This window comes from Kribbella steppae (genome assembly GCF_004342025.1).
Lineage (GTDB): Bacteria > Actinomycetota > Actinomycetes > Propionibacteriales > Kribbellaceae > Kribbella > Kribbella steppae.
Genome location: NZ_SLWN01000011.1, coordinates 26636 through 44793 on the forward strand (window position 1 = coordinate 26636; position 18158 = coordinate 44793).

Genomic DNA, 18158 nt, shown 5'->3' on the forward strand with positions numbered 1-18158 from the left:
TTCCCGTGCATTCGCACAGGCGTCCGATCAGTCGCGGTCGACGAGGACTGCTTCCGGGTTGACGTCGAGGCGGAGGCCGCGCCAGACGGGGTGGCGGAGGCGGGCGTCGGCGGCCCAACCGGAGTAGGTGACCTCGGCGACCAGAGCGGGATCGAGCCAGTGGGCCCGGCGGCGGTCGGAGGTGGGGATGGTCGAGGGGTCGAAGGGTGGCTGGTCGATCTCCAGACCGGCCAGTTCGGCGCTGAGCAGGTCGAGGGTGGCGAAGTCGAGGCCGGAGCCGACCTTGCCGATCAGGACGAGTTCGCCACCTGGCTCGGTGTAGGCGCCGCAGTAGAAGGAGCCGATCTTCCCGGTCCGGTTGCCCTCCCCCGGATGCCAGCCGCACAGGATCACATCACGCGTCTTCACCGGCTTGACCTTGATCCAGTCGGCGCTACGACGGCCGGCCAGATACCGCGACTTCCGGCGTTTCGCGACCACACCCTCGAGCCCGGTCGACGCGGACAACTCCAGCGCCGCGTCACCGTCGTCGTACGCGGGTGGTGTCTCCCAGAACGGGTCGCCGATCTCCAGCGAGTCGAGCAGCCCGCGGCGCTCGTCGTACGTTGCCTCCAGCAACCACTTGCCGTCGAAGCGGAGCAGGTCGAAAAGCCGTACGGAGACAGGCACCTCGGTGATCAGGTGACGCAGCTGGCGCGGATCGCGCACATGCATCCGCCGCTGTAGGAGGCCGAATGACGGCGCCCCGTCCTCGTCCAGGGTAACGATCTCCCCGTCCAGTACGGCGGGCAGCCGCAGACCCGGCGCTTCGGCCAGACCGATCAGCTCGGGATAGCCGCCGGACACATCGCGACTGTTGCGCGACCACAGTCGGCAGACGCCGTCGTCCACCTCGGCGATGACCCGGATGCCGTCCCACTTCATCTCGTACGACCAGCCCGCCCCCGACGGCATCTCGCCCAGCGCGGCCATCATCGGCAGCACCGGTGGACTGGTCGCCGGACTCATGACGACTGCAACCGCTTGAGGGCGCCGAGCACCTTTTCACGATCGGCGGTGGGCCACATCGGGGGCAAGGAGGCGCGCAGGAAGGCGCCGTACCGCTGGGTGACGATGCGGGGGTCGAGGATGGCGACCACGCCGCGGTCGCTACTGCGGCGGATCAACCGGCCGGTCCCCTGGGCGAGCAGCAGCGCGGCGTGGGTCGCGGCGACCGCCATGAATCCGTTCCCGCCGGCCTCGTCGACGGCGCGCTGACGGGCGGCCATCAACGGCTCGTCCGGACGCGGGAACGGAACCCGGTCGATGATCACCAGGTTGCAGGTCGAGCCCGGTACGTCGATGCCTTGCCACAGCGAAAGCGTGCCGAACAGCGACGTCTCGGGCTCGTCGACGAACTCGCGGGCCAACTCCCCCAGTTGCGCATCGCCCTGGCACAGCACCTTCAGATCGGTCGCCTCCCGCACCGCGGCCGTCGCCGCCTCGGCCGCCCGGCGGGACGAGAACAACCCCAGCGTCCGGCCGCCCGCGGCGGTCACCAGATCGATGATCTCGTCGAACTGCTTCTGCCCCAGTCCATCGCGATGCGGCGGCGGCAGATGCTTGGCGACGTACAGGATGGCCTGCTTCTCGTACTCGAACGGTGAGCCGACGTCGAGGCCACGCCACGGCAGCGGCCCGGTCTCCGACGAGGAATCGACGTCCGGCATCTCGTCGTCGTCGGCGAGTTTGTCCGACGGCCGCAGACCCACCTGCCGGGCGATCGAGTCGAAGTCACCGCCGAGGCTGAGCGTCGCGGAGGTCAGTATGGCCGTCCGGTCCTTCAGCACGAGCTCGCGCAGCAGGCCGGCCACTGTCAGCGGGGCGATCCGGAGCTCGCGACCGAAGCGGTCGCGGTCGACCATCCAGACGACGTCGGCGTCGCTCAGCGCGGCGACGCGTTCGGATACGTCGAAGATCTCCTTGACCGCACCCTTCGACTGCCGTTTGGCGCCGTCCGGGTCGTCGTCCTTGTCATCGGTCTTCTTGTTGAGGTCGGAGTACAGCGAGCGGGCGGCGTCGCGGACCAGCGCGGCCGCCTCGAGCACCGGACCGTTCGAGGCCTCGATCCGCCCTTCTCGCGTCCCGTCCAGCGCGGCACGCAGCGCGTCCGAGGCGTCGATCAGGTCGTCGGCTTTGTCGTCGTCGACGAACCGGCGAGTCCGCTTCGCGGCCCGCTCGACCATCTGCGGCGAGAGCTCGTCACCCGCGGCGCCGGTCACCCGGGCCGGTAGCTCGTGCGCCTCGTCGACGATGATCACGTCGTGCTCCGGCAGGACCGTGCGGTTCTCGAAGGCGTCGATCGACAGCAGCGCGTGGTTCGTGATGACGATGTCGGACTTGCGGGCCTGCTCCTTGGCCTTCTCGGCGAAGCATTCCTCGCCGTACGGGCACTTCTGCGCGCCGAGGCACTCGCGGGCCGCGATCGCGACCTGCTGCCAGGCCTGGTACTGATGCGAGGGCGCGTGGTCGCGGTCGCCGGCCTCGCCGTCGAGCAACTGCTGCTCGGCCCAGTCGCGCAGCTCCAGCACCTGCTGGCCGATCTGGCCGGGTGGCGGCACGTCGATGAGCATGCCGTCGTCGTCCGGCGCGCCCTCACGGATGCGGTGCAGGCAGGCGTAGTTGTTGCGGCCCTTCTGGATCGCGTACGTCGGTCTGCGCGGCAGCAACTTCTCCGTTGCATCCAGCAGCGCGGGTACGTCGCGATCGACTAGCTGAGACTGGAGCGCCAGCGTCGCGGTGGAGACGACGACGCGTCGGTCCTCGATCGCATGCACGAGCGCGGGAACGAGGTAGCCGAGCGACTTACCGGTGCCGGTGCCCGCCTGGACGAGGAGGTGAGAACCGTCGTGCATGGAGGTGTTGACGGCCTCGGCCATCTCCACCTGACCAGGCCGGGTCTGACCGTTGATACCGGAAACAGCGGCTTCGAGCAGTTCGCGTACGTCGACTCCCACCGCCACACCCTAGCCCGCGCGGACGACAGTTTTCCGGTCCGGCAGGCAGGGTGTGGATAACCGCTGGGCTCAGACCACGGCGCCGCGGTCCGGCTGCGCGTCCCGGTCCACCTGCGGACGCTTCGGACGCGGTGGCGGCGCCGGGTAGCGGCGCTCCAACTCGAGCAGCAGCGGGGCCGCGGTGAGGTTCGACGAGTAGGTGCCGACCAGGATGCCCAGCAACAGTGCGAGCGCGAAGTCGGCCAGCGAGTCGCCACCGAGGAACAGCAACGCGCCCAGGATGAACAGCGTCGAGATACCGGTGTTGATGGTTCGCGGCAACACGTTCACGATCGCGGTGTCGATGACCGGGCCGAGGTTCTCGGTCGAGCGCGCACTGCGCGTCTCCCGGATCCGGTCGAAGACCACGACGGAGTCGTTCACCGTGTAACCGATGATCGTCAGAATCGCGGCCAGGAAGATGCCGTCGATCGGTTTGCCGGTCCAGGCGAACACGCCGATCACGACCGCGACGTTCTGCAGCAGGGCAAGTACGGCGCCCGCACCGAAGGTCCACCGGAATCGCGCGGCCAGGTAGAGCAGCTGTGCCAGCAGGGCGATGCCGAGCGCGATCAGACCCTTGTTGCGCAGCTCGCTGCCCAGCGACGGACCGATGCTCTCGTTCCGGATCAGTTCGGTCCCGCCGCCGATCCGGGAGATCGACTCGCGGATCTTCTCCGCCTCGTCGTCGGTGATCGTCCCGGTCCGCACGGTGATGTCGTCGGCGCCGGAGGCCTGGACCACCGCGTTCGGGTACCCGGCCTCGGCGACCGCGGCGCGGGCCTGGTCCGGCGTGATCTGCTGCGCGGTGCTCACCTCGAGCAACCGCCCACCGGTGAACTCGATTCCGAGGTTCAACCCGCGCACGAAGACACCCGCGAGGGCGATGACGATCGCCACGGCGGTGATCAGCAGCCAGCGACGGCTGTGCTGCATCAGACTGGGCCGCCGCGCCTCCAGCCAGGTCCGGACCCGGCCGTGGCCGGCGATACCGCTGATCCCCGGACGCTTCATGACGAACTTGCGGGAGACGACGAACTCCGCCAGGACGCGGGTCACCACCAGGGCGGACAGCATCGACGCGATGACACCGATGCTCAACGTGACGCCGAAGCCGCGGACCGGCCCGGCGGCCAGGAAGAACAGCAGACCGGCGGCCAGCAGGGTGGTGATGTTCGAGTCGGCGATCGCGGACAGCGCGTTCTGGAAGCCGCTGCGCAGTGATCGCGCCAATCCGTCCGTGCGGCCTTCGAGGTAGTCCTCGCGGGCTCGTTCGAAGACCAGGACGTTCGCATCGACCGCCATACCGATGGCGAGCACGAAACCGGCCAGACCGGGCAGGGTGAGTGTCGCTCCGAGTGCGGTCAGAGCGGCGTACGACATACCGGAGTAGGCGATCAGGCCGAGGACGGCCGTCAGGCCGACCAGGCGGTAGACCAGGATGATGAACAGTGCGGTCAGCGACAGGCCGATGATCGCGGCCGTTGCACTGGCCTGGATGGCGTCCTTGCCGAGCGACGGGCCGACGGTGCGCTGGTCGATCACCTCGACCGGGACCGGGAGCGAACCGCCCTCGATCAGCGCGGCCAAGTCCTTGGCCTCAGCCTCGGTGAAGGTGCCGCTGATCGTGCTGCTGCCGCCGGTCAGGCCGACGTTGCAGAGCTGGTTGCCGCCGTTCGGGTCCACTTGCGGGGCGCTGATCACCTCGTTGTCGAGCACGATCGCGATCATCCGCGGCGGGGTGTTGACCGGCTGGCAGGCGGCCTTGCCGGTGATGTTCGACCAGATCTTGCCGCCGTCACCCTTGAAGTTCAGCTCGACGAACCAGCCCTGGGCGACCTGCTGCGGGTCGAGCCTGCCCTCGGCGCTACCGATCATCTCGCCGGTCATGGCCGGCTTGGCCAGCCGCAGGAACCCCTGGCCGTCCTCGGGCGGCAGGTACAGCTCGCCGGCGGCCGGTTTGGCCGGCTTCGCGGCGACCTGGTCGAGCACCTCGTGGAAGGTGAGTTGCGCGGTCTTGCCGATCACCTTCGCGGCCTCGCGCGGGTCCTGGACGCCGGGCAGTTCGACGATGATCCGGTTCTCGCCCTGGCGGGTCACGGTCGGCTCGCTCACGCCGAGGGCGTCGATCCGGCGGTGCAGCACGGTGGTCGCCTGGTCGGTGGTCTCCTTGTTCGCCTTGACCGTCGGGGAGTCCTTCGCCTCCAGCACGATCTGCGTCCCGCCGCGCAAGTCGAGCCCGAGCTTGGGCGAGGCCGTCAGGACGACGTACGTCGACAGGGCCAGGACGACGAGCGCGAGCAGCGCACGGACGAGGGACGACCGGTTCACAAAGCCTCCGGAGCTGGGCACCCGACGTACGGGCGTCGTGATAAGAGCACACCACGCTCGACGTGGAACGCACAGTGTATGAAGCCATTCAAGCGCACCACGGCGGCAAGGGAGTGCCATGGCATCAGGTCGCAACCGAACTGATTGACGCGTCAGGTGAGCACGCCCTAACTTCTCAGCACCCGCGTTCCGTAGTCGCCTGCGGACCGACGGTGATCACCCCTTCCGCCCCGGTGGGTGATGAGTTCCCTGAGGAGGAACAGTGCCCGTAATCAGACGCCGCATCAGTCTGGCCCTCGCCGCCGCCATCGTGCCGGCCTTAGCCCTGGCCGCCGCCGGCAGTGCCGGCGCCGCGCCCGTCCCCGAACCGTCGGCGCGGATCGTCCCGGTCCAGCTCGCCAAGGCCGAGACCGGCGTGAGCGCGGTCAAGGACACCTATATCGTCGAACTGAAGAAGGGCATCCGGCTGAAGAGCGGGCTCGGCATCGCGCCGCAGCGCCAGTTCAGTACGGCGGTCAACGGGTTCAGCGCCAAGCTCACCCCGGCCCAGCTCGCCGACCTGCAGAAGAGCCCGGACGTGGTCGCGATCTCGCAGGACGTCTACGTGCAGAACGTGCTCGACACGACCCAGACCAACCCGCCGTCATGGGGGATCGACCGGATCGACGAGCGCAACCTGCCGCTGTCGAACTCGTTCACCTACACCCGGACCGGCTCCGGCGTGCACGCGTACATCATCGACTCCGGCGTCGACCCGTCGCACCCGAACTTCGGCGGCCGGGCCAGCTTCGACTTCAACGGCATCGACTCCAACAACACCGACTGCAACGGTCACGGCACCCACGTGGCCGGCACCATCGGCTCCACGTCGTACGGCATTGCCAAGAGCGCCCGGCTGCACGGTGTGAAGTGGCTGAACTGCAGCGGCGGCGGTACGGCGTCGTCCGCGATCGCAGCGGTCGACTGGGTGACTCGCAACGCGGTGAAGCCCGCAGTGGCCAACGCGTCGTGGAACTTCAGCGCGAACACCACGCTGGAGAACTCGCTGCGTGCCATGATCAACTCCGGCGTGTTCCTGGCCGCGTCGGCCGGCAACACCGGCGCCAACTCGTGTGACCGGCTGCCGCGCAAGATCTCGACCGCACTGGTTGTCGCTGCCTCCACGAGCACCGACGCACGGGCGTCGTACTCCAGCACCGGGTCCTGCGTGGACATCTACGCACCGGGCTCGGCGATCGTGTCCACGCTGCCCGGTAACACCACCGGGTCCTACAACGGCACGTCGATGGCCACGCCGCACGTAGCGGGTGTCGCGGCTCTCTACCTGCAGACGAGCCCGTCTGCGAGCCCGGCCACGGTGAAGTCGTACATCGAGTCCAACGCCACGCCCAACGTGATCAGCGGTGGCTCGACCGGCAGCACTGTGAACCGCCTGCTCTACTCGAACGGCCTGTAGTTCACGGGACGACGCCCCCGGGGTCTACTCGGGGGCGTCGTCGATCCCGTGCTCGATCGCGTACCGGACCAGCTCGGCCCGGTTGTGCAGCTGCAGCTTCCGCAGTGTGTTCTGTACGTGGTTCTCGACCGTCCGGTGCGACAGCACCAACCGGGTAGCGATCTGCCGGGCGGTCAGCCCGCGTGCGACGAGCCGGAGCACCTCTGTCTCCCGGTCAGTCAGCTTCGGCACCTCAGGCCCGGACCCGAGGCGCCGGTACTCCCCCAGCAACAGTCCGGCCAGTCCGGCGCTGAACACGGCGTCGCCTTCCGCAGTACGTCGTACGGCGTCGTCGAACTCGTCCAGCGACGCCGACTTCACCAGATACCCCGACGCCCCGTTCTTCACCGCGGCCAGTACGTCGTCCTGCTCGGCGCTGGCCGACAACACCAGCACCCGCGTGTCCGGCAGCTCTGTGGTGATCTCCCGGGTCGCGTCGACACCAGAGCCGTCGCCCAGCTGCAGGTCCATCACCACTACGTCCGGCCGGGTCGCCAGGGCGATCTTCACCGCACCCGACACGTCGGATGCTGTCGCGCAGACGTCGTACCCGCGGCTGCCCAGATCCCGAGCCACGCCCTCGCGCCACATCGGATGGTCGTCGACGATCATCACCCTGGTCATGGGACCCATGACCCGCCGCGCCGGGGGCGCGGCATCAATACAGTCATGCCGTACTCACTTTCAGTTCCCATTCGGTTCCTTCACCTGGGGCGGTGCGGACCATGACCGATCCGCCCAGGTCGGCGATCCGGCCGCGGATCGACTGGCTGACTCCGAGGTGCCCGTCGACCCGGGCCTGTTCCAGCCGGGCGGGCGTCGTACCGGTTCCATCGTCGCGGATCGACACCAGCACCTCGTCACCGAGGTCCTCGACCACCACCCAGGACCGGGCCTGCGAGCCGGCGTGCTTGTCCACGTTGCTCAGCGCTTCCTTGACCGCGGCAACCAGTTCCCCGGCAACGGCCGCGGGAAGGAGCACCTGCCCCGCGGGTACGACGACGTCCACGCGCGTGGTGGCCAGCGGCAACAACAGTCCGCAGAGGTCGATCCGGTCACCCTCGGCAACGACAGGCCGGGTCGACATCAAGGTGCGCAGGGCAACTTCCTGCTCGGCGGCCAGCTGGGCCAGCTCGACCGCCTCGCCGCCGATCGCGGTGCCACGGCGCTGCACCTGGGCCAGCACCTGCAGTACGCCGTCGTGGATCGACCGGCTGAGCCGCAGCCGCTCGGCGGTCGCGCTCTCGGCCGCGATCGCCTCCCGCAGCCGGGCTCCCGCCTGACGCAGGGTGGACGCGGCGTACCCGACGACCAGACCGGCCACGAGCAGCAGCTGCACGTTGGCGAGAATCTTCGAGGCGTTCTCGACACCCCGCAGTGACAGCAGCACCAGGCTGATCGTCGCGGCGCCGAGCAGGCCGCCGTCGCGGCCGCGGGAGATCGCCAGCGCGATCACCGGCCCGGCCGCCCACACCGAGGTCAACACGGAGGCGCCGCCGCGAATGTCGACCAGGGGCTGCGCGAGCAGGGTGGCATACATGCAGCCGACGGTGACGATCAGGTCAGCGAACGCGAGCCGGGTGTTCCGCCGCCCCCATCGCCGGCTGTAGCCGATCGAGGAGATCACCGTCCAGATACCCATGATCGCCAGCTGCAGCACGGCCCCGGACGGCCGGACGATCCCGTCCCACCGCGACCAGACCCCGAAACACGCGAACACCCAGGTGATCAGCCGGAACACGACCAGGGCGCGCCACAGCGGTTGCAGCAGGTCGACCGAGTCACGCTCCACGCGAGACAGTCTGCCAACGGACCGGCCCGCACGCCTGAGTAGTTCCACCGATCACGCAGGATTCCCCGCACCTTTCCCGAATTTTCCGGCTACCACTTCAGGATTCGCGAATTTCCCCGTACTGTCGCGCGAAACACGCTCGGGGGAGCTTTGAACACGCCGCGTCACCATGCGCGGCGGGTGTCGACGAATGTACGGAGGGGAATCGTGCGCAAGCTACCCGCCGGGCTGTTCAGCCTGGCCCTTGCGGCGACGATCGGACTGAGCTTTGCCTCGTCCGGCGCCGCTGCTCCGCCTCAAGGGGCTCCCGCAGCCACCGGTGCCAGTGAGCCGGCCCAGACGTCCGACGAGTTGTCGAGCCCGCTCGAGGACAAGCGTCGCGAGCTGCGCCAGGAAGCCCTGACCAAGGTGCTCAACGGTTCGGCCAAGGTCGAGAAGCGCGGTGCCAGCACCGTGGTCAACCTCGGCGCCAAGCAGGTCGGTGCGACGGGCACCAAGAACGCCAAGGGACGGGTCGACCAGTACGTCGAGCTGGGCCGGGAGAAGACCGACCGGATCTTCGTGGTGCTGGCCGAGTTCGGCAACGAGCGGCACCCGAACTACCCCGACCAGGACACCTCGCCGAACTTCCCAGGCCCGGCCACCTTCGAGGGACCGCTGCACAACGCGATCCCGGAGCCGGACCGCTCGGTCGACAACTCCACCGTCTGGCACCCGGACTACAACCGCAACTGGTTCCAGGACATGTACTTCGGCACCGGCAACTCGGTGAAGAAGTACTACGAGAAGCAGTCGTCCGGCCGCTACAGCGTCTCCGGCACCGTCACCGACTGGGTCAAGGTCCAGTACAACGAGGCCCGCTACGGCCGGTCCAACGGGTACCCGTGCACCGGCAACGTCTGCAACAACACCTGGGCACTGGTCCGGGACGCGGTGAACCAGTGGGTCGCCGACCAGAAGGCCGCCGGCCGCACCACCGCGGAGATCACCGCCGAGCTGAAGACGTTCGACCAGTGGGACCGCTACGACTTCGACGGCGACGGCAACTTCAACGAGGCCGACGGCTACATCGACCACTTCCAGATCGTCCACTCCGGCGGCGACCAGGCCGACGGCGACCCGTGGCAGGGTGAGGACGCGATCTGGTCACACCGCTGGTACGTCGGTCTGGCCGGTGGCCCGACCAACAACCCGGCCGGCGGCACCCAGCTCGGCGACACCGGGCTGTGGGTCGGCGACTACACGATCCAGCCGGAGAACGGCGGCATCAGCGTCTTCGCCCACGAGTACGGCCACGACCTCGGTCTGCCGGACCTGTACGACACCTCCGGCCCGCCGGTCGAGAACGGCGTGAACTGGTGGTCGATCATGGCGCAGAGCCGGGTCGGCAAGCCCAGCGACGGCGGTATCGGCGAGCAGGCGGCCGACTTCGGTGCCTGGGAGAAGCTGCAGCTCGGCTGGCTGGACTACGAGATCGTCGCAGCAGGCCAGAACCGCACCCTCGAGCTCGGTCCACACGAGTACAACTCGACGCGGGCCCAGGGCCTGGTGGTCACGCTGCCGCTGAAGGAACGGGTCAATGAACTCGTCGCACCCGCCGCCGGCACCAAGTCCTGGTGGAGCGGACGCGGCCACATGCTCAACAACACGATGAGCCGGCAGGTCGCGATCCCGGCGGGCACCACGACGCTGACCTTCAAGGCCAACTGGGACATCGAGGACTGCGGTACGACGGCGTGTGACTACGCCTACGTCGAGGTGAACGACGGCACCGGCTACAAGCCGATCGCCGGAAACATCACCAAGGCCACCGAGGGCAACGGGATCGACGGCACCAGCCCCGGCTGGGTCGACGCGACCTTCGACCTGTCGGCGTACCAGGGCAAGACGGTCGGCCTGCAGTTCCGCTACAGCACCGACCCGGCGGCGGGTGGCAAGGGCTTCTTCGCCGACGAGATCAAGGTGGCCAACGGCGCGACCACGCTCTTCACGTCCGGTGCGGAGGCATCGCCCGAGGGCTGGACGCTGAACGGCTTCAGCGCGATGGGCGCGAGCTTCATCAGCATGCACGACAACTACTATCTGGCGTCCCACCTCAACTACGTGTCCTACGACCAGCACCTGAAGACGGGGCCGTACAACTTCGGCTTCGCCAACACCAAGCCGGACTGGGTCGAGCACTTCCCGTACCAGGACGGCCTGCTGGTCTCGTACTGGGACACCTCGGTGGACGACAACAACACCAACGAGCACCCGGGTTCGGGTCTGATCCTGCCGATCGACTCGCACCCCGTCCCGATCAACCGGCTCGACGGTCAGCTCTGGCGGCCGCGGGTCAGCGGGTACGACGCTCCGTTCGGTCTGGAGAAGGCGGATTCGTTCACACTGCACATCAACGGCGCACCGAGCTACATCCGTGGCCAGAACGGTGTGTCCACCTTCAACGACAGCAAGACGTACTGGTACAAGGAGCAGCCGAGTGCCGGCGTCAAGGTGCCGAACAACGGCGTCAACATCAAGGTCGTCGAACGCAACGGCACGACCATGACGGTCAAGGTCTCCAAGCGCAGCTGATGTCCTGAGCACCAAAGGAGCGGCCCCGGGATCCCCGGGGCCGTTTCTCTGCCTCCGGGCAGACGCGAGATCTCGCCCCGTGGGCCGATCCGCGCAGCGCCCGCCTCCGCGAGGCTGGACCGCATGTTGAGCCCCGATCCGCCCTGCTCCGCCGGGACGTGTAGGGCCTGTCAGCCGGTCTTGGTGACCTCGTACGGCGTGAGGTCGCCGGCCAGATTCGGATGGACCCGAGCGGTGACCCGAGTGCCGTGGGCGGTGTGTTCGAGCTGGTCGACCGACCCCTCGGAGTGGATCCGGGAGACCAGGTCGCCGCGCTCGTACGGCAGCAGCAGGTCGACTGCCACGTCCGGCTGAGGCAGCGACGCCTCGACCAGGGAGCGCAGCTTGTCGATGCCCTCGCCGGTGTGCGCCGACACCACCAGAGCACGCGACTCACGGTGCAGGATCGGCGCCAGCGCGATCGGGTCGGCGATGTCGCCCTTGTTGATCACGATGATCTCCGGGACGTTGTCGGCGCCGATCTCGTGCAGCACCTCGCGGACCGCCTGGATCTGCGCCAGCGGGTCCGGGTGCGAACCGTCCACCACGTGCAGCAGCAGGTCTGCGTCCGCGACCTCCTCCAGCGTCGACCGGAACGCCTCGACGATGTCGTGCGGCAGGTGCCGGACGAACCCGACGGTGTCGGTGAACGTGTACACCCGGCCGTCGGACGTCGTCGTCCGGCGGGTGGTCGGGTCGAGGGTCGCGAACAGCGCGTTCTCGACCAGCACGCCCGCACCGGTGATCTTGTTCAGCAGCGAGGACTTACCCGCGTTGGTGTAGCCCGCGATCGCGACCGACGGGATCGAGTTGCGGCGGCGCTCCTGCCGCAGCGTCGAGCGGGTGCCCTTCATGTCCTTCAGCTCGCGGCGGAGCTTGGAGATCTTGGTGTTGATCCGGCGCCGGTCGGTCTCGATCTTGGTCTCACCGGGACCACGGCCGCCGATACCGCCGCCGGCCGCGCCGACACGTCCACCGGCCTGGCGGGACAGGTTGCCACCCCAACCACGCAGCCGCTGCTTCATGTACTGCAGCTGGGCCAGCTCGACCTGGGCCTTGCCTTCCTTGCTCTTCGCGTGCTGGGCGAAGATGTCCAGGATCAGCGCGGTCCGGTCGACCACCTTGACCTTGAGCTTGTCCTCCAGGTTGCGCAGCTGCGCGGGAGCCAGCTCGCCGTCGGCGATCACCGTGTCCGCGCCGAGCGACGCGACCAGGTTGCGCAGGTCGGCCACCTTGCCGGAACCGATGAAGGTCGCCGGGTCCGGCTTCTTCCGCCGCTGGATCACGCCGTCCAGCACCTCGGAGCCGGCCGTCTCGGCGAGCAGCTTGAGCTCGGCCAGCGAGTTCTCCGCGTCCACGGCGCTGCCCTCGGTCCAGACGCCGACCAGCAGCACCCGCTCGAGCAGCAGCTTGCGGTACTCGACCTCGCTGATGTCGGTCAGCTCGGTCGACATGCCGGCGACGCGGCGGAGCGCCTGGCGTTCCTCGAGTTCCAGGCCCTCGGTGCCCGGTTCCGGGCTCAGCTCCGAGTCGTGACCCGTCAACGAATCGCCGGAGTCATCGCCCTGGACCAGGTCGAGTTCGACGTCGGTGGTCTCGTCGTAAAAGTTCGAATGGGTCGTCATATACCTTCCATCGTGGCACGGGCCACCAGTACAAGCGACCCGATTTCAGACGTCAACGCCCCACGCCCCAGCTGAATTCCCGTTCAGGCGGGCAACCAGGCCCGATCGAAGTCCCCACGGGCGTGCACCACGGCCGGTCCGGTCATCTCGAGGTGGTTGTCTTCCCGCCACGTCACGGTCACAGAACCACCTAGTACGCCGACACGGTAAGTAACCGGCCGCTCCTGCCGAGCCTGCCGGGCCGAGGCCACCGCGACGGCACACGTACCCGTCCCGCAGGACCGCGTTTCCCCCGCGCCACGCTCATGCACCCGCATCGAGACGTCGTTCGGTCCCGTGCGTACGACGAACTCCACATTCACACCTGATGGGAACGCTTCCTCCGGTGACCAGGCCGGCTGGTCGATCAGATGACCGGGCTCGCTCAGATCGTCGACGAAGGCAACGGCATGCGGATTCCCCATGTCGACGTGCTGGGCCGGCCACTGGTGACCGTTCGCCTCGACCACGATGCCCACCGGACCTGGCAGCACGGGCTCGCCCATGTCCACGGTCAGTGTGCCGTCGTCGTTCAGCACGACCTCTTTGATCCCGGCTCGGGTCCCGACCCGGACCGGCTTGTCCCCGGCGAGCCCGGCGTCCACCAGGTACCGGACGAACACCCGGATGCCGTTGCCGCACATCTCCGCGACCGAGCCGTCGGAGTTCCGGTAGTCCATGAACCAGTCGCCGCCGTCCTCGACGTACGACTGCTTGCTGCCCTCGATCACCCGCAGTACGCCATCCGCCCCGATCCCGGCGTGCCGGTCGCAGAGGAACCGCACCAGGCTCGCATCCAGCTCCCCGTGGATCGATCCGTCAGGGTCGGGCAGCAACACGAAGTCGTTCTCCGTGCCATGCCCCTTCAACCAGGGAAACGTGCCAGCGCTCATGCGTAGATCGTACGGTGTGCCCATGGAGCTGATCGCCTACTTCTGGGAGCAGGAGGACGCCGACGCGGTGGCTGCCCGGCTGGACGGCGTCGTACGACGTGGACGGTTCCACGGTGAGGACGACGACGAGGACCACCCGTGGCTCGTCGTACTCCAGGACGTGGATCACGCCGTACTGGACGAGCTCCTGACCGAGTACGACGGATGGCTGGAAACGACCGTGGACGAGCCGGCGTCCGCCCCTCCCCCGCTGCCGTCCGGACCTAAGCGCTTCAAGCGGACCTGAGTACGCGACCGGGCCGACGCCCCGTGGGTACGCCGTCCGCCAACACTGGCTCGCCCGCGACGAGCATGTGCTCGATCCCGACCGACAGCTGCCACGGATCGTTGTACGTCGACCGATCCGCGACCTGCTCGGGATCGAGTACGACAAGATCCGCGACCGCACCCGCCTTCACCACACCACGGTCGTCGAAGCCCAGCCGCGACGCGGGCAGTGACGTCATCCGACGGATTGCCTCGGGCAACGTGAGTACGCCGAGGTCCCGGGCGTACCGGCCGAGGACGCGAGGGAAGGTCCCGAAATTGCGTGGATGCGGGTGGCTTGAGCCAGTGGCGCTGAGGATCCAGCCGTCGCTCGCGACGCTGGTGCAGGGATGCCGCAAAGCCGTCACGACGTCGTCCTCGCTCATCGAGTGGTTCACCACACTGACCGCGGCCTGGTGATGTTCGAGCACCCGGAGCATGGCCTCGGCGGCATCCACCTCATCGCGCGATGCGATCTCGGCAACGTTGAGGCCTCGGCAGTCCTCGTACCGTCCGGGCGGTAGGGACGCGATCACCAGGGCTCGAGGGTCGAACTGGCCCGCGGTGCGCATCTCCGCAGCGATCCGCTCCCGTTCGACCGGGTCCGCAAGGCGGGCCAACAGGGATGCAGTGCCGCCGCCCATCGCCCAGGTGGGCAGCCAGACAGTCAATGTCGTGCTGGAGGCCGTGTACGGATAGATGTCCCAGGCAACGTCCAACCCATCGGCCCGCGCCTGGTCGAGACGTTCGAGTGCAGCGGTGATCAGGCCGTGGTTCGCTCGGCCGGCGGCCTTCAGGTGGGAGACCTCTAAACGTGCCCCACCGGCTCGCGCGGCCGTGATCGCCTCGTCGAGCGCTTCGAGCAGGCGGGCGCCCTCGTTGCGGATGTGCGTCGAGTACAGCAGGCCGCACTCCCCCGCCGTCGCCACCAACGCAGCCACTTCGGCCGGATCGGCGAACGTGCCCGGCGCGTAGATCAGCCCGGTCGAGAACCCGACCGCTCCGTGGTCGGCGGCCTCGCGCAGCAGGTCTTGCATCTGCCGCAACTCGTCCGGTGACGGCGCCCGTTCGGCACCACCCATGACCGCGAGCCGGAGTGCCGAATGGCCGACCTGCAGGGCCAGGTTCACGGCGAGCCCGTCGCGCTCGACCGCATCGGCGAAGCCCTTCGTGTCGCGCCACGACCAGTCGTGCTCGGGCGTCAGGAACGCCGTACCGGCCTTCATCTGCTCGAGATCCGTGATCGGGAACGGCGACCAGCCACAGTTCCCGGTGACCAGCGTGGTGACGCCTTGATACAGCTGCGTGGTCGCCTCCGGCGAGGTCTGCGCGGTGAAGTCGGCATGCGAGTGCAGGTCGATGAACCCCGGTGCCACAATGTTGCCAGTAGCATCGATCACCTCAACCCCGGACAGGTCGGCACCGGGTGGCAGCACGTCGGCGATCCGCCCGCCCTCGATCAGTACCGTCGCGGCCACCGGCTCCGCGCCGGTGCCGTCCACCACCTGCCCGCCGGTCAAAGCCGTGCGCATGGAACCGCTCCTGTTCTGGTCAGAGGGACAGCGTGGCGACGGTGTTCGCCGCGATCAGCTCAGTGTCGACGGTATGTCCGAGACCCGTTGTCTTGGGCACCTGTACGACGCCGTGCTCGGCGCTGACGGGTGGGTTGATCAGGTCCCGGGCGTAGTACTTCTCCGAGGCGGACACATCCGATGGGAGGGTGAACCCGGGCAGGCTGGAGATGGCGACGTTGGCGGCGCGGCCGATACCGAACTCGTGCATGCCACCGCACCAGACCCGGACGCCGGCCTGCTGAGCGCGGTCGTGGGCGGCCCGAGCGGCCGTGAGACCGCCCATCCGCGACACCTTGATGTTCAGCACCCGTAGAGCTTCGATCGACAGCGCTGTCTCCAGGTCGTCGAGCGTCTCCACGCTCTCGTCCAGGCAGATGGGCGTCACCAGGTGCGGCTGCAGACGAGCGTGGGCGAGCAGATTCCGCGGGGCGAACGGCTGCTCGATCATGGTCAGCTCGTACTCGTCGAGTGCGCGCAGTGCGGTCAGGTGCTCGACCGACTCGGTGTAGATGCCGTTGGCATCGACATGCAGGTCCAGGTCGGGAAAATCGGCCCGGACGGCGCGCACCGGTTCGACATCCCACCCCGGCGCGATCTTCAGCTTGACCCGTGGATAGCCCGCGGCCACCTGACGATGTACCTCGGCGAGCAGGTCGCGGATGGTCGGCTCGATCCCCAGCGACACTCCGGCGACGACCTCGGCCCGGGTCCCACCGAGTGCCTCCGCGAGCGGGAGTCCGTGAACAGAAGCCCACAGCACCCAGGCGGCCACATCCACGCCGGCTTTGGCGAACTGGTTGCCGCGGACCTTGGCCCAGAACTGCGACACCTGCTCCGGCCGCTCCCATGTCTTCCCGATCACGGCTGGAAGGAGGTAGCGCTCGGCAATGTGCCAGCACGTCTCGACTGTCTCCGGCGCGTAGTACGGATTGGACGGCGACGCGATCTCGCCCCAGCCGATCGCTCCGGACGCGTCCTCCAACTCGACGAGGATGTGGTCCAGCTCCGTCTTTTGGTGCGAGCTGGTGCGGAAAGCGTGCACGAGCGGCAGTCTGACCCGATGCAACCGGGCGGCGGTGACCTTCAGCTCAGTTGACATACAGTCCCAGCTCCGTGTTCAACCGGTCGCGCTCGCCGAGCCGCCGGCGGGCGCCCTTGGCACTCGCCGTGGTCAGGGTCGCCAGTACGTGCAGCACGGAGGCCACCACGGTCGGCGAGTCGACGTACGACGCGCTGCCGGTCGCGACGTAGATGCACTGGTCCGCGATCTTCGCCAACGGCGCGTCCTCGAAGTCGGTGACCGCGACCAGTTCGCCGCCGGCCTCGACGAACCGGCGGGCGAGCTCGACCGTGTCGCGGCGGTACCGGCGCAGCGAGAACGCCACCATCAGGTCGCTCGACCGGACGTCGGACAGGACGTCGACGCCGCGCACCACCGTGCCGTCGATCAGCGTCACGTGGGACAGGCCGGCGCTGAGATCGAAGGCGAGCAGCGACGCGTACGAGAACGACTTGGCCGAGCCGGCGATGAAGCGCCGGCGGGCAGCCACGATCCGGGCCGCCGCCTGGGCGATCGAGTCGTCGGCCAGGATCTGATCGAGGGCCGCCTCGATCGAGGCCCGCTCCTGCTCGACCACGCGGCGCTGCAACAGCGTCGACGAGCGTCGCTGCAGGCGGGCGTCGTACCGCTCGTGCGGACTGGCCAGCTCGCGGTTGCGGACCGTCAGGTCCTCAGACATCGCCCACCGTCCCGAAGAGGTAGACCGCCGTCCCGTTCGGCAACCGGCGGCACGACTCGGCAGCCAGCCCTTTGCCGAGCAGATCGGCGAACCCCTGGCGTACCCGCTCGGCGACCTCGGTCGTGACGGCGGTGGGATCGGACGGCAGAGCCAGCCACGGACGGTCACCTGCGCCACCGAGGACTCCCCAGTCCGCCTCGGACAGGTCCAGCTCGACGTCCTCGTGCTCCGGCGGCTCGGCACGCAGGTCCCATTCGACAATCAGCCGGTCGCCGCCCGGTCCGTACATGTCCGGCGCGTACCACCGGCCGCGCGCGCCGAGCACGTCGAGGTTGAAATGCCCGTTGCGGATCTGGAACGGATCGTAGGTCCAGCGCATCCGGGTCATGCCGTGACTGAGCGCCACCTCGCGCTGGGTCTGCTTGAGCAGACGCCCCAGTCCGTGACCCTGTTGATCCGCGGCGACCACGGCCGACTGCGAGTAGTGGTAATAGCCGCGCCGGTCGGTGCCGCAGAAGCCGTACGCGAAGGCGACGAGCCGATCGTCCTCGTCCAGGACGCCGACGACCGAGCCGCCGTTGCTCACCAGAGCGCCGAGCAGCCGCGGGTTCAGGGCGTAGTCCGGGTCCTGGTAGCCGAACACCGTGCGATACAGCACGGCTGCCTCCGCGAACCGCTCCGCGGTGGTGAGCGTGACAGGACGGAACCTCACGGCA

At 68.4% G+C, this 18158-nt stretch carries 14 protein-coding genes; 3 read left to right on the top strand and 11 right to left on the bottom strand.

What is annotated here, in order from left to right; all coding sequences use genetic code 11:
• Positions 1–27 precede the first annotated feature (27 nt).
• From ligD to secD, 3 genes are all read right to left on the bottom strand, one after another.
• Positions 28–1008, bottom strand: a complete 981-nt coding sequence (ligD, locus tag EV652_RS29320; protein ID WP_132212509.1) for a non-homologous end-joining DNA ligase — start codon at positions 1006–1008, stop codon at positions 28–30.
• Entirely contained in the window at positions 1005–3002 is a 1998-nt protein-coding gene (locus EV652_RS29325; protein WP_132212510.1) for an ATP-dependent DNA helicase, read from the bottom strand. The genes ligD and EV652_RS29325 overlap by 4 nt, the downstream gene beginning before the upstream one ends.
• A 63-nt stretch (positions 3003–3065) precedes the next feature.
• The gene (gene secD, locus EV652_RS29330; protein WP_132212511.1) at positions 3066–5366 is read right to left on the bottom strand and encodes a protein translocase subunit SecD; all 2301 of its coding nucleotides are present in this window, start codon (positions 5364–5366) and stop codon (positions 3066–3068) included.
• A gap of 262 nt (positions 5367–5628) precedes the next feature.
• On the opposite strand from secD, the gene EV652_RS29335 reads away from it, so the two are divergent.
• Positions 5629–6822, top strand: coding sequence for a S8 family peptidase (locus EV652_RS29335; RefSeq protein WP_242002083.1), 1194 nt, complete (start codon positions 5629–5631; stop codon positions 6820–6822).
• A gap of 24 nt (positions 6823–6846) precedes the next feature.
• Here EV652_RS29335 and EV652_RS29340 read toward each other — a convergent pair whose 3' ends face one another.
• Both EV652_RS29340 and macS read right to left on the bottom strand, forming a co-directional pair.
• Positions 6847–7485 (bottom strand): response regulator, encoded by a 639-nt coding sequence (locus EV652_RS29340; RefSeq protein ID WP_132212512.1) that lies wholly within the window; start codon positions 7483–7485, stop codon positions 6847–6849.
• A 43-nt stretch (positions 7486–7528) separates the two neighbouring features.
• Positions 7529–8653 (bottom strand): MacS family sensor histidine kinase, encoded by a 1125-nt coding sequence (macS, locus tag EV652_RS29345; protein ID WP_132212513.1) that lies wholly within the window; start codon positions 8651–8653, stop codon positions 7529–7531.
• Positions 8654–8860: 207 nt separating this feature from the next.
• Here macS and EV652_RS29350 point away from each other — a divergent pair, with 207 nt between their 5' ends.
• On the top strand, positions 8861–11227 hold the full coding sequence (locus EV652_RS29350; RefSeq protein ID WP_132212514.1) for an immune inhibitor A domain-containing protein: 2367 nt from the start codon (positions 8861–8863) through the stop codon (positions 11225–11227).
• Between the two features lie 170 nt (positions 11228–11397).
• Here the strand turns inward: EV652_RS29350 and hflX are convergent, their stop codons facing one another.
• Together hflX and dapF are read right to left on the bottom strand one after the other, a co-directional pair.
• Entirely contained in the window at positions 11398–12891 is a 1494-nt protein-coding gene (gene hflX, locus EV652_RS29355) for a GTPase HflX (RefSeq protein WP_132212515.1), read from the bottom strand.
• A gap of 83 nt (positions 12892–12974) precedes the next feature.
• Positions 12975–13823, bottom strand: coding sequence for a diaminopimelate epimerase (gene dapF / locus EV652_RS29360; RefSeq protein WP_132212516.1), 849 nt, complete (start codon positions 13821–13823; stop codon positions 12975–12977).
• A 22-nt stretch (positions 13824–13845) separates the two neighbouring features.
• Between dapF and EV652_RS29365 the strand changes: the two genes are divergently transcribed.
• Positions 13846–14109, top strand: coding sequence for a hypothetical protein (locus EV652_RS29365; protein WP_132212517.1), 264 nt, complete (start codon positions 13846–13848; stop codon positions 14107–14109).
• Here the strand turns inward: EV652_RS29365 and EV652_RS29370 are convergent.
• From EV652_RS29370 to EV652_RS29385, 4 genes are read right to left on the bottom strand one after another with little or no spacing between them, the layout of a single operon-like run.
• Positions 14096–15661: an N-acyl-D-amino-acid deacylase family protein gene (locus EV652_RS29370; RefSeq protein WP_132212518.1), complete on the bottom strand. Its 1566-nt coding sequence runs from the start codon at positions 15659–15661 to the stop codon at positions 14096–14098. The two genes, EV652_RS29365 and EV652_RS29370, sit on opposite strands and share 14 nt — an antisense overlap.
• A 19-nt stretch (positions 15662–15680) precedes the next feature.
• Positions 15681–16802: an o-succinylbenzoate synthase gene (gene menC / locus EV652_RS29375; RefSeq protein ID WP_132212519.1), complete on the bottom strand. Its 1122-nt coding sequence runs from the start codon at positions 16800–16802 to the stop codon at positions 15681–15683.
• Positions 16792–17442, bottom strand: a complete 651-nt coding sequence (locus EV652_RS29380; protein WP_132212520.1) for a MurR/RpiR family transcriptional regulator — start codon at positions 17440–17442, stop codon at positions 16792–16794. Before EV652_RS29380 ends, menC begins: the two co-directional genes overlap by 11 nt.
• Positions 17435–18154 (bottom strand): GNAT family N-acetyltransferase, encoded by a 720-nt coding sequence (locus EV652_RS29385; protein ID WP_132212521.1) that lies wholly within the window; start codon positions 18152–18154, stop codon positions 17435–17437. The genes EV652_RS29380 and EV652_RS29385 overlap by 8 nt, the downstream gene beginning before the upstream one ends.
• Between the last annotated feature and the right edge of the window lie 4 nt (positions 18155–18158).

Bases quoted from the DNA above. Each gene is read 5' to 3' on its own strand.
- EV652_RS29365 (WP_132212517.1), top strand. From the start codon at position 13,846: ATGGAGCTGATCGCCTACTTCTGGGAGCAGGAGGACGCCGACGCGGTG.
- EV652_RS29370 (WP_132212518.1), bottom strand. From the start codon at position 15,661: ATGCGCACGGCTTTGACCGGCGGGCAGGTGGTGGACGGCACCGGCGCG.
- EV652_RS29380 (WP_132212520.1), bottom strand. From the start codon at position 17,442: ATGTCTGAGGACCTGACGGTCCGCAACCGCGAGCTGGCCAGTCCGCAC.
- dapF (WP_132212516.1), bottom strand. From the start codon at position 13,823: ATGAGCGCTGGCACGTTTCCCTGGTTGAAGGGGCATGGCACGGAGAAC.
- ligD (WP_132212509.1), bottom strand. From the start codon at position 1,008: ATGAGTCCGGCGACCAGTCCACCGGTGCTGCCGATGATGGCCGCGCTG.
- EV652_RS29340 (WP_132212512.1), bottom strand. From the start codon at position 7,485: ATGACCAGGGTGATGATCGTCGACGACCATCCGATGTGGCGCGAGGGC.
- hflX (WP_132212515.1), bottom strand. From the start codon at position 12,891: ATGACGACCCATTCGAACTTTTACGACGAGACCACCGACGTCGAACTC.
- menC (WP_132212519.1), bottom strand. From the start codon at position 16,802: ATGTCAACTGAGCTGAAGGTCACCGCCGCCCGGTTGCATCGGGTCAGA.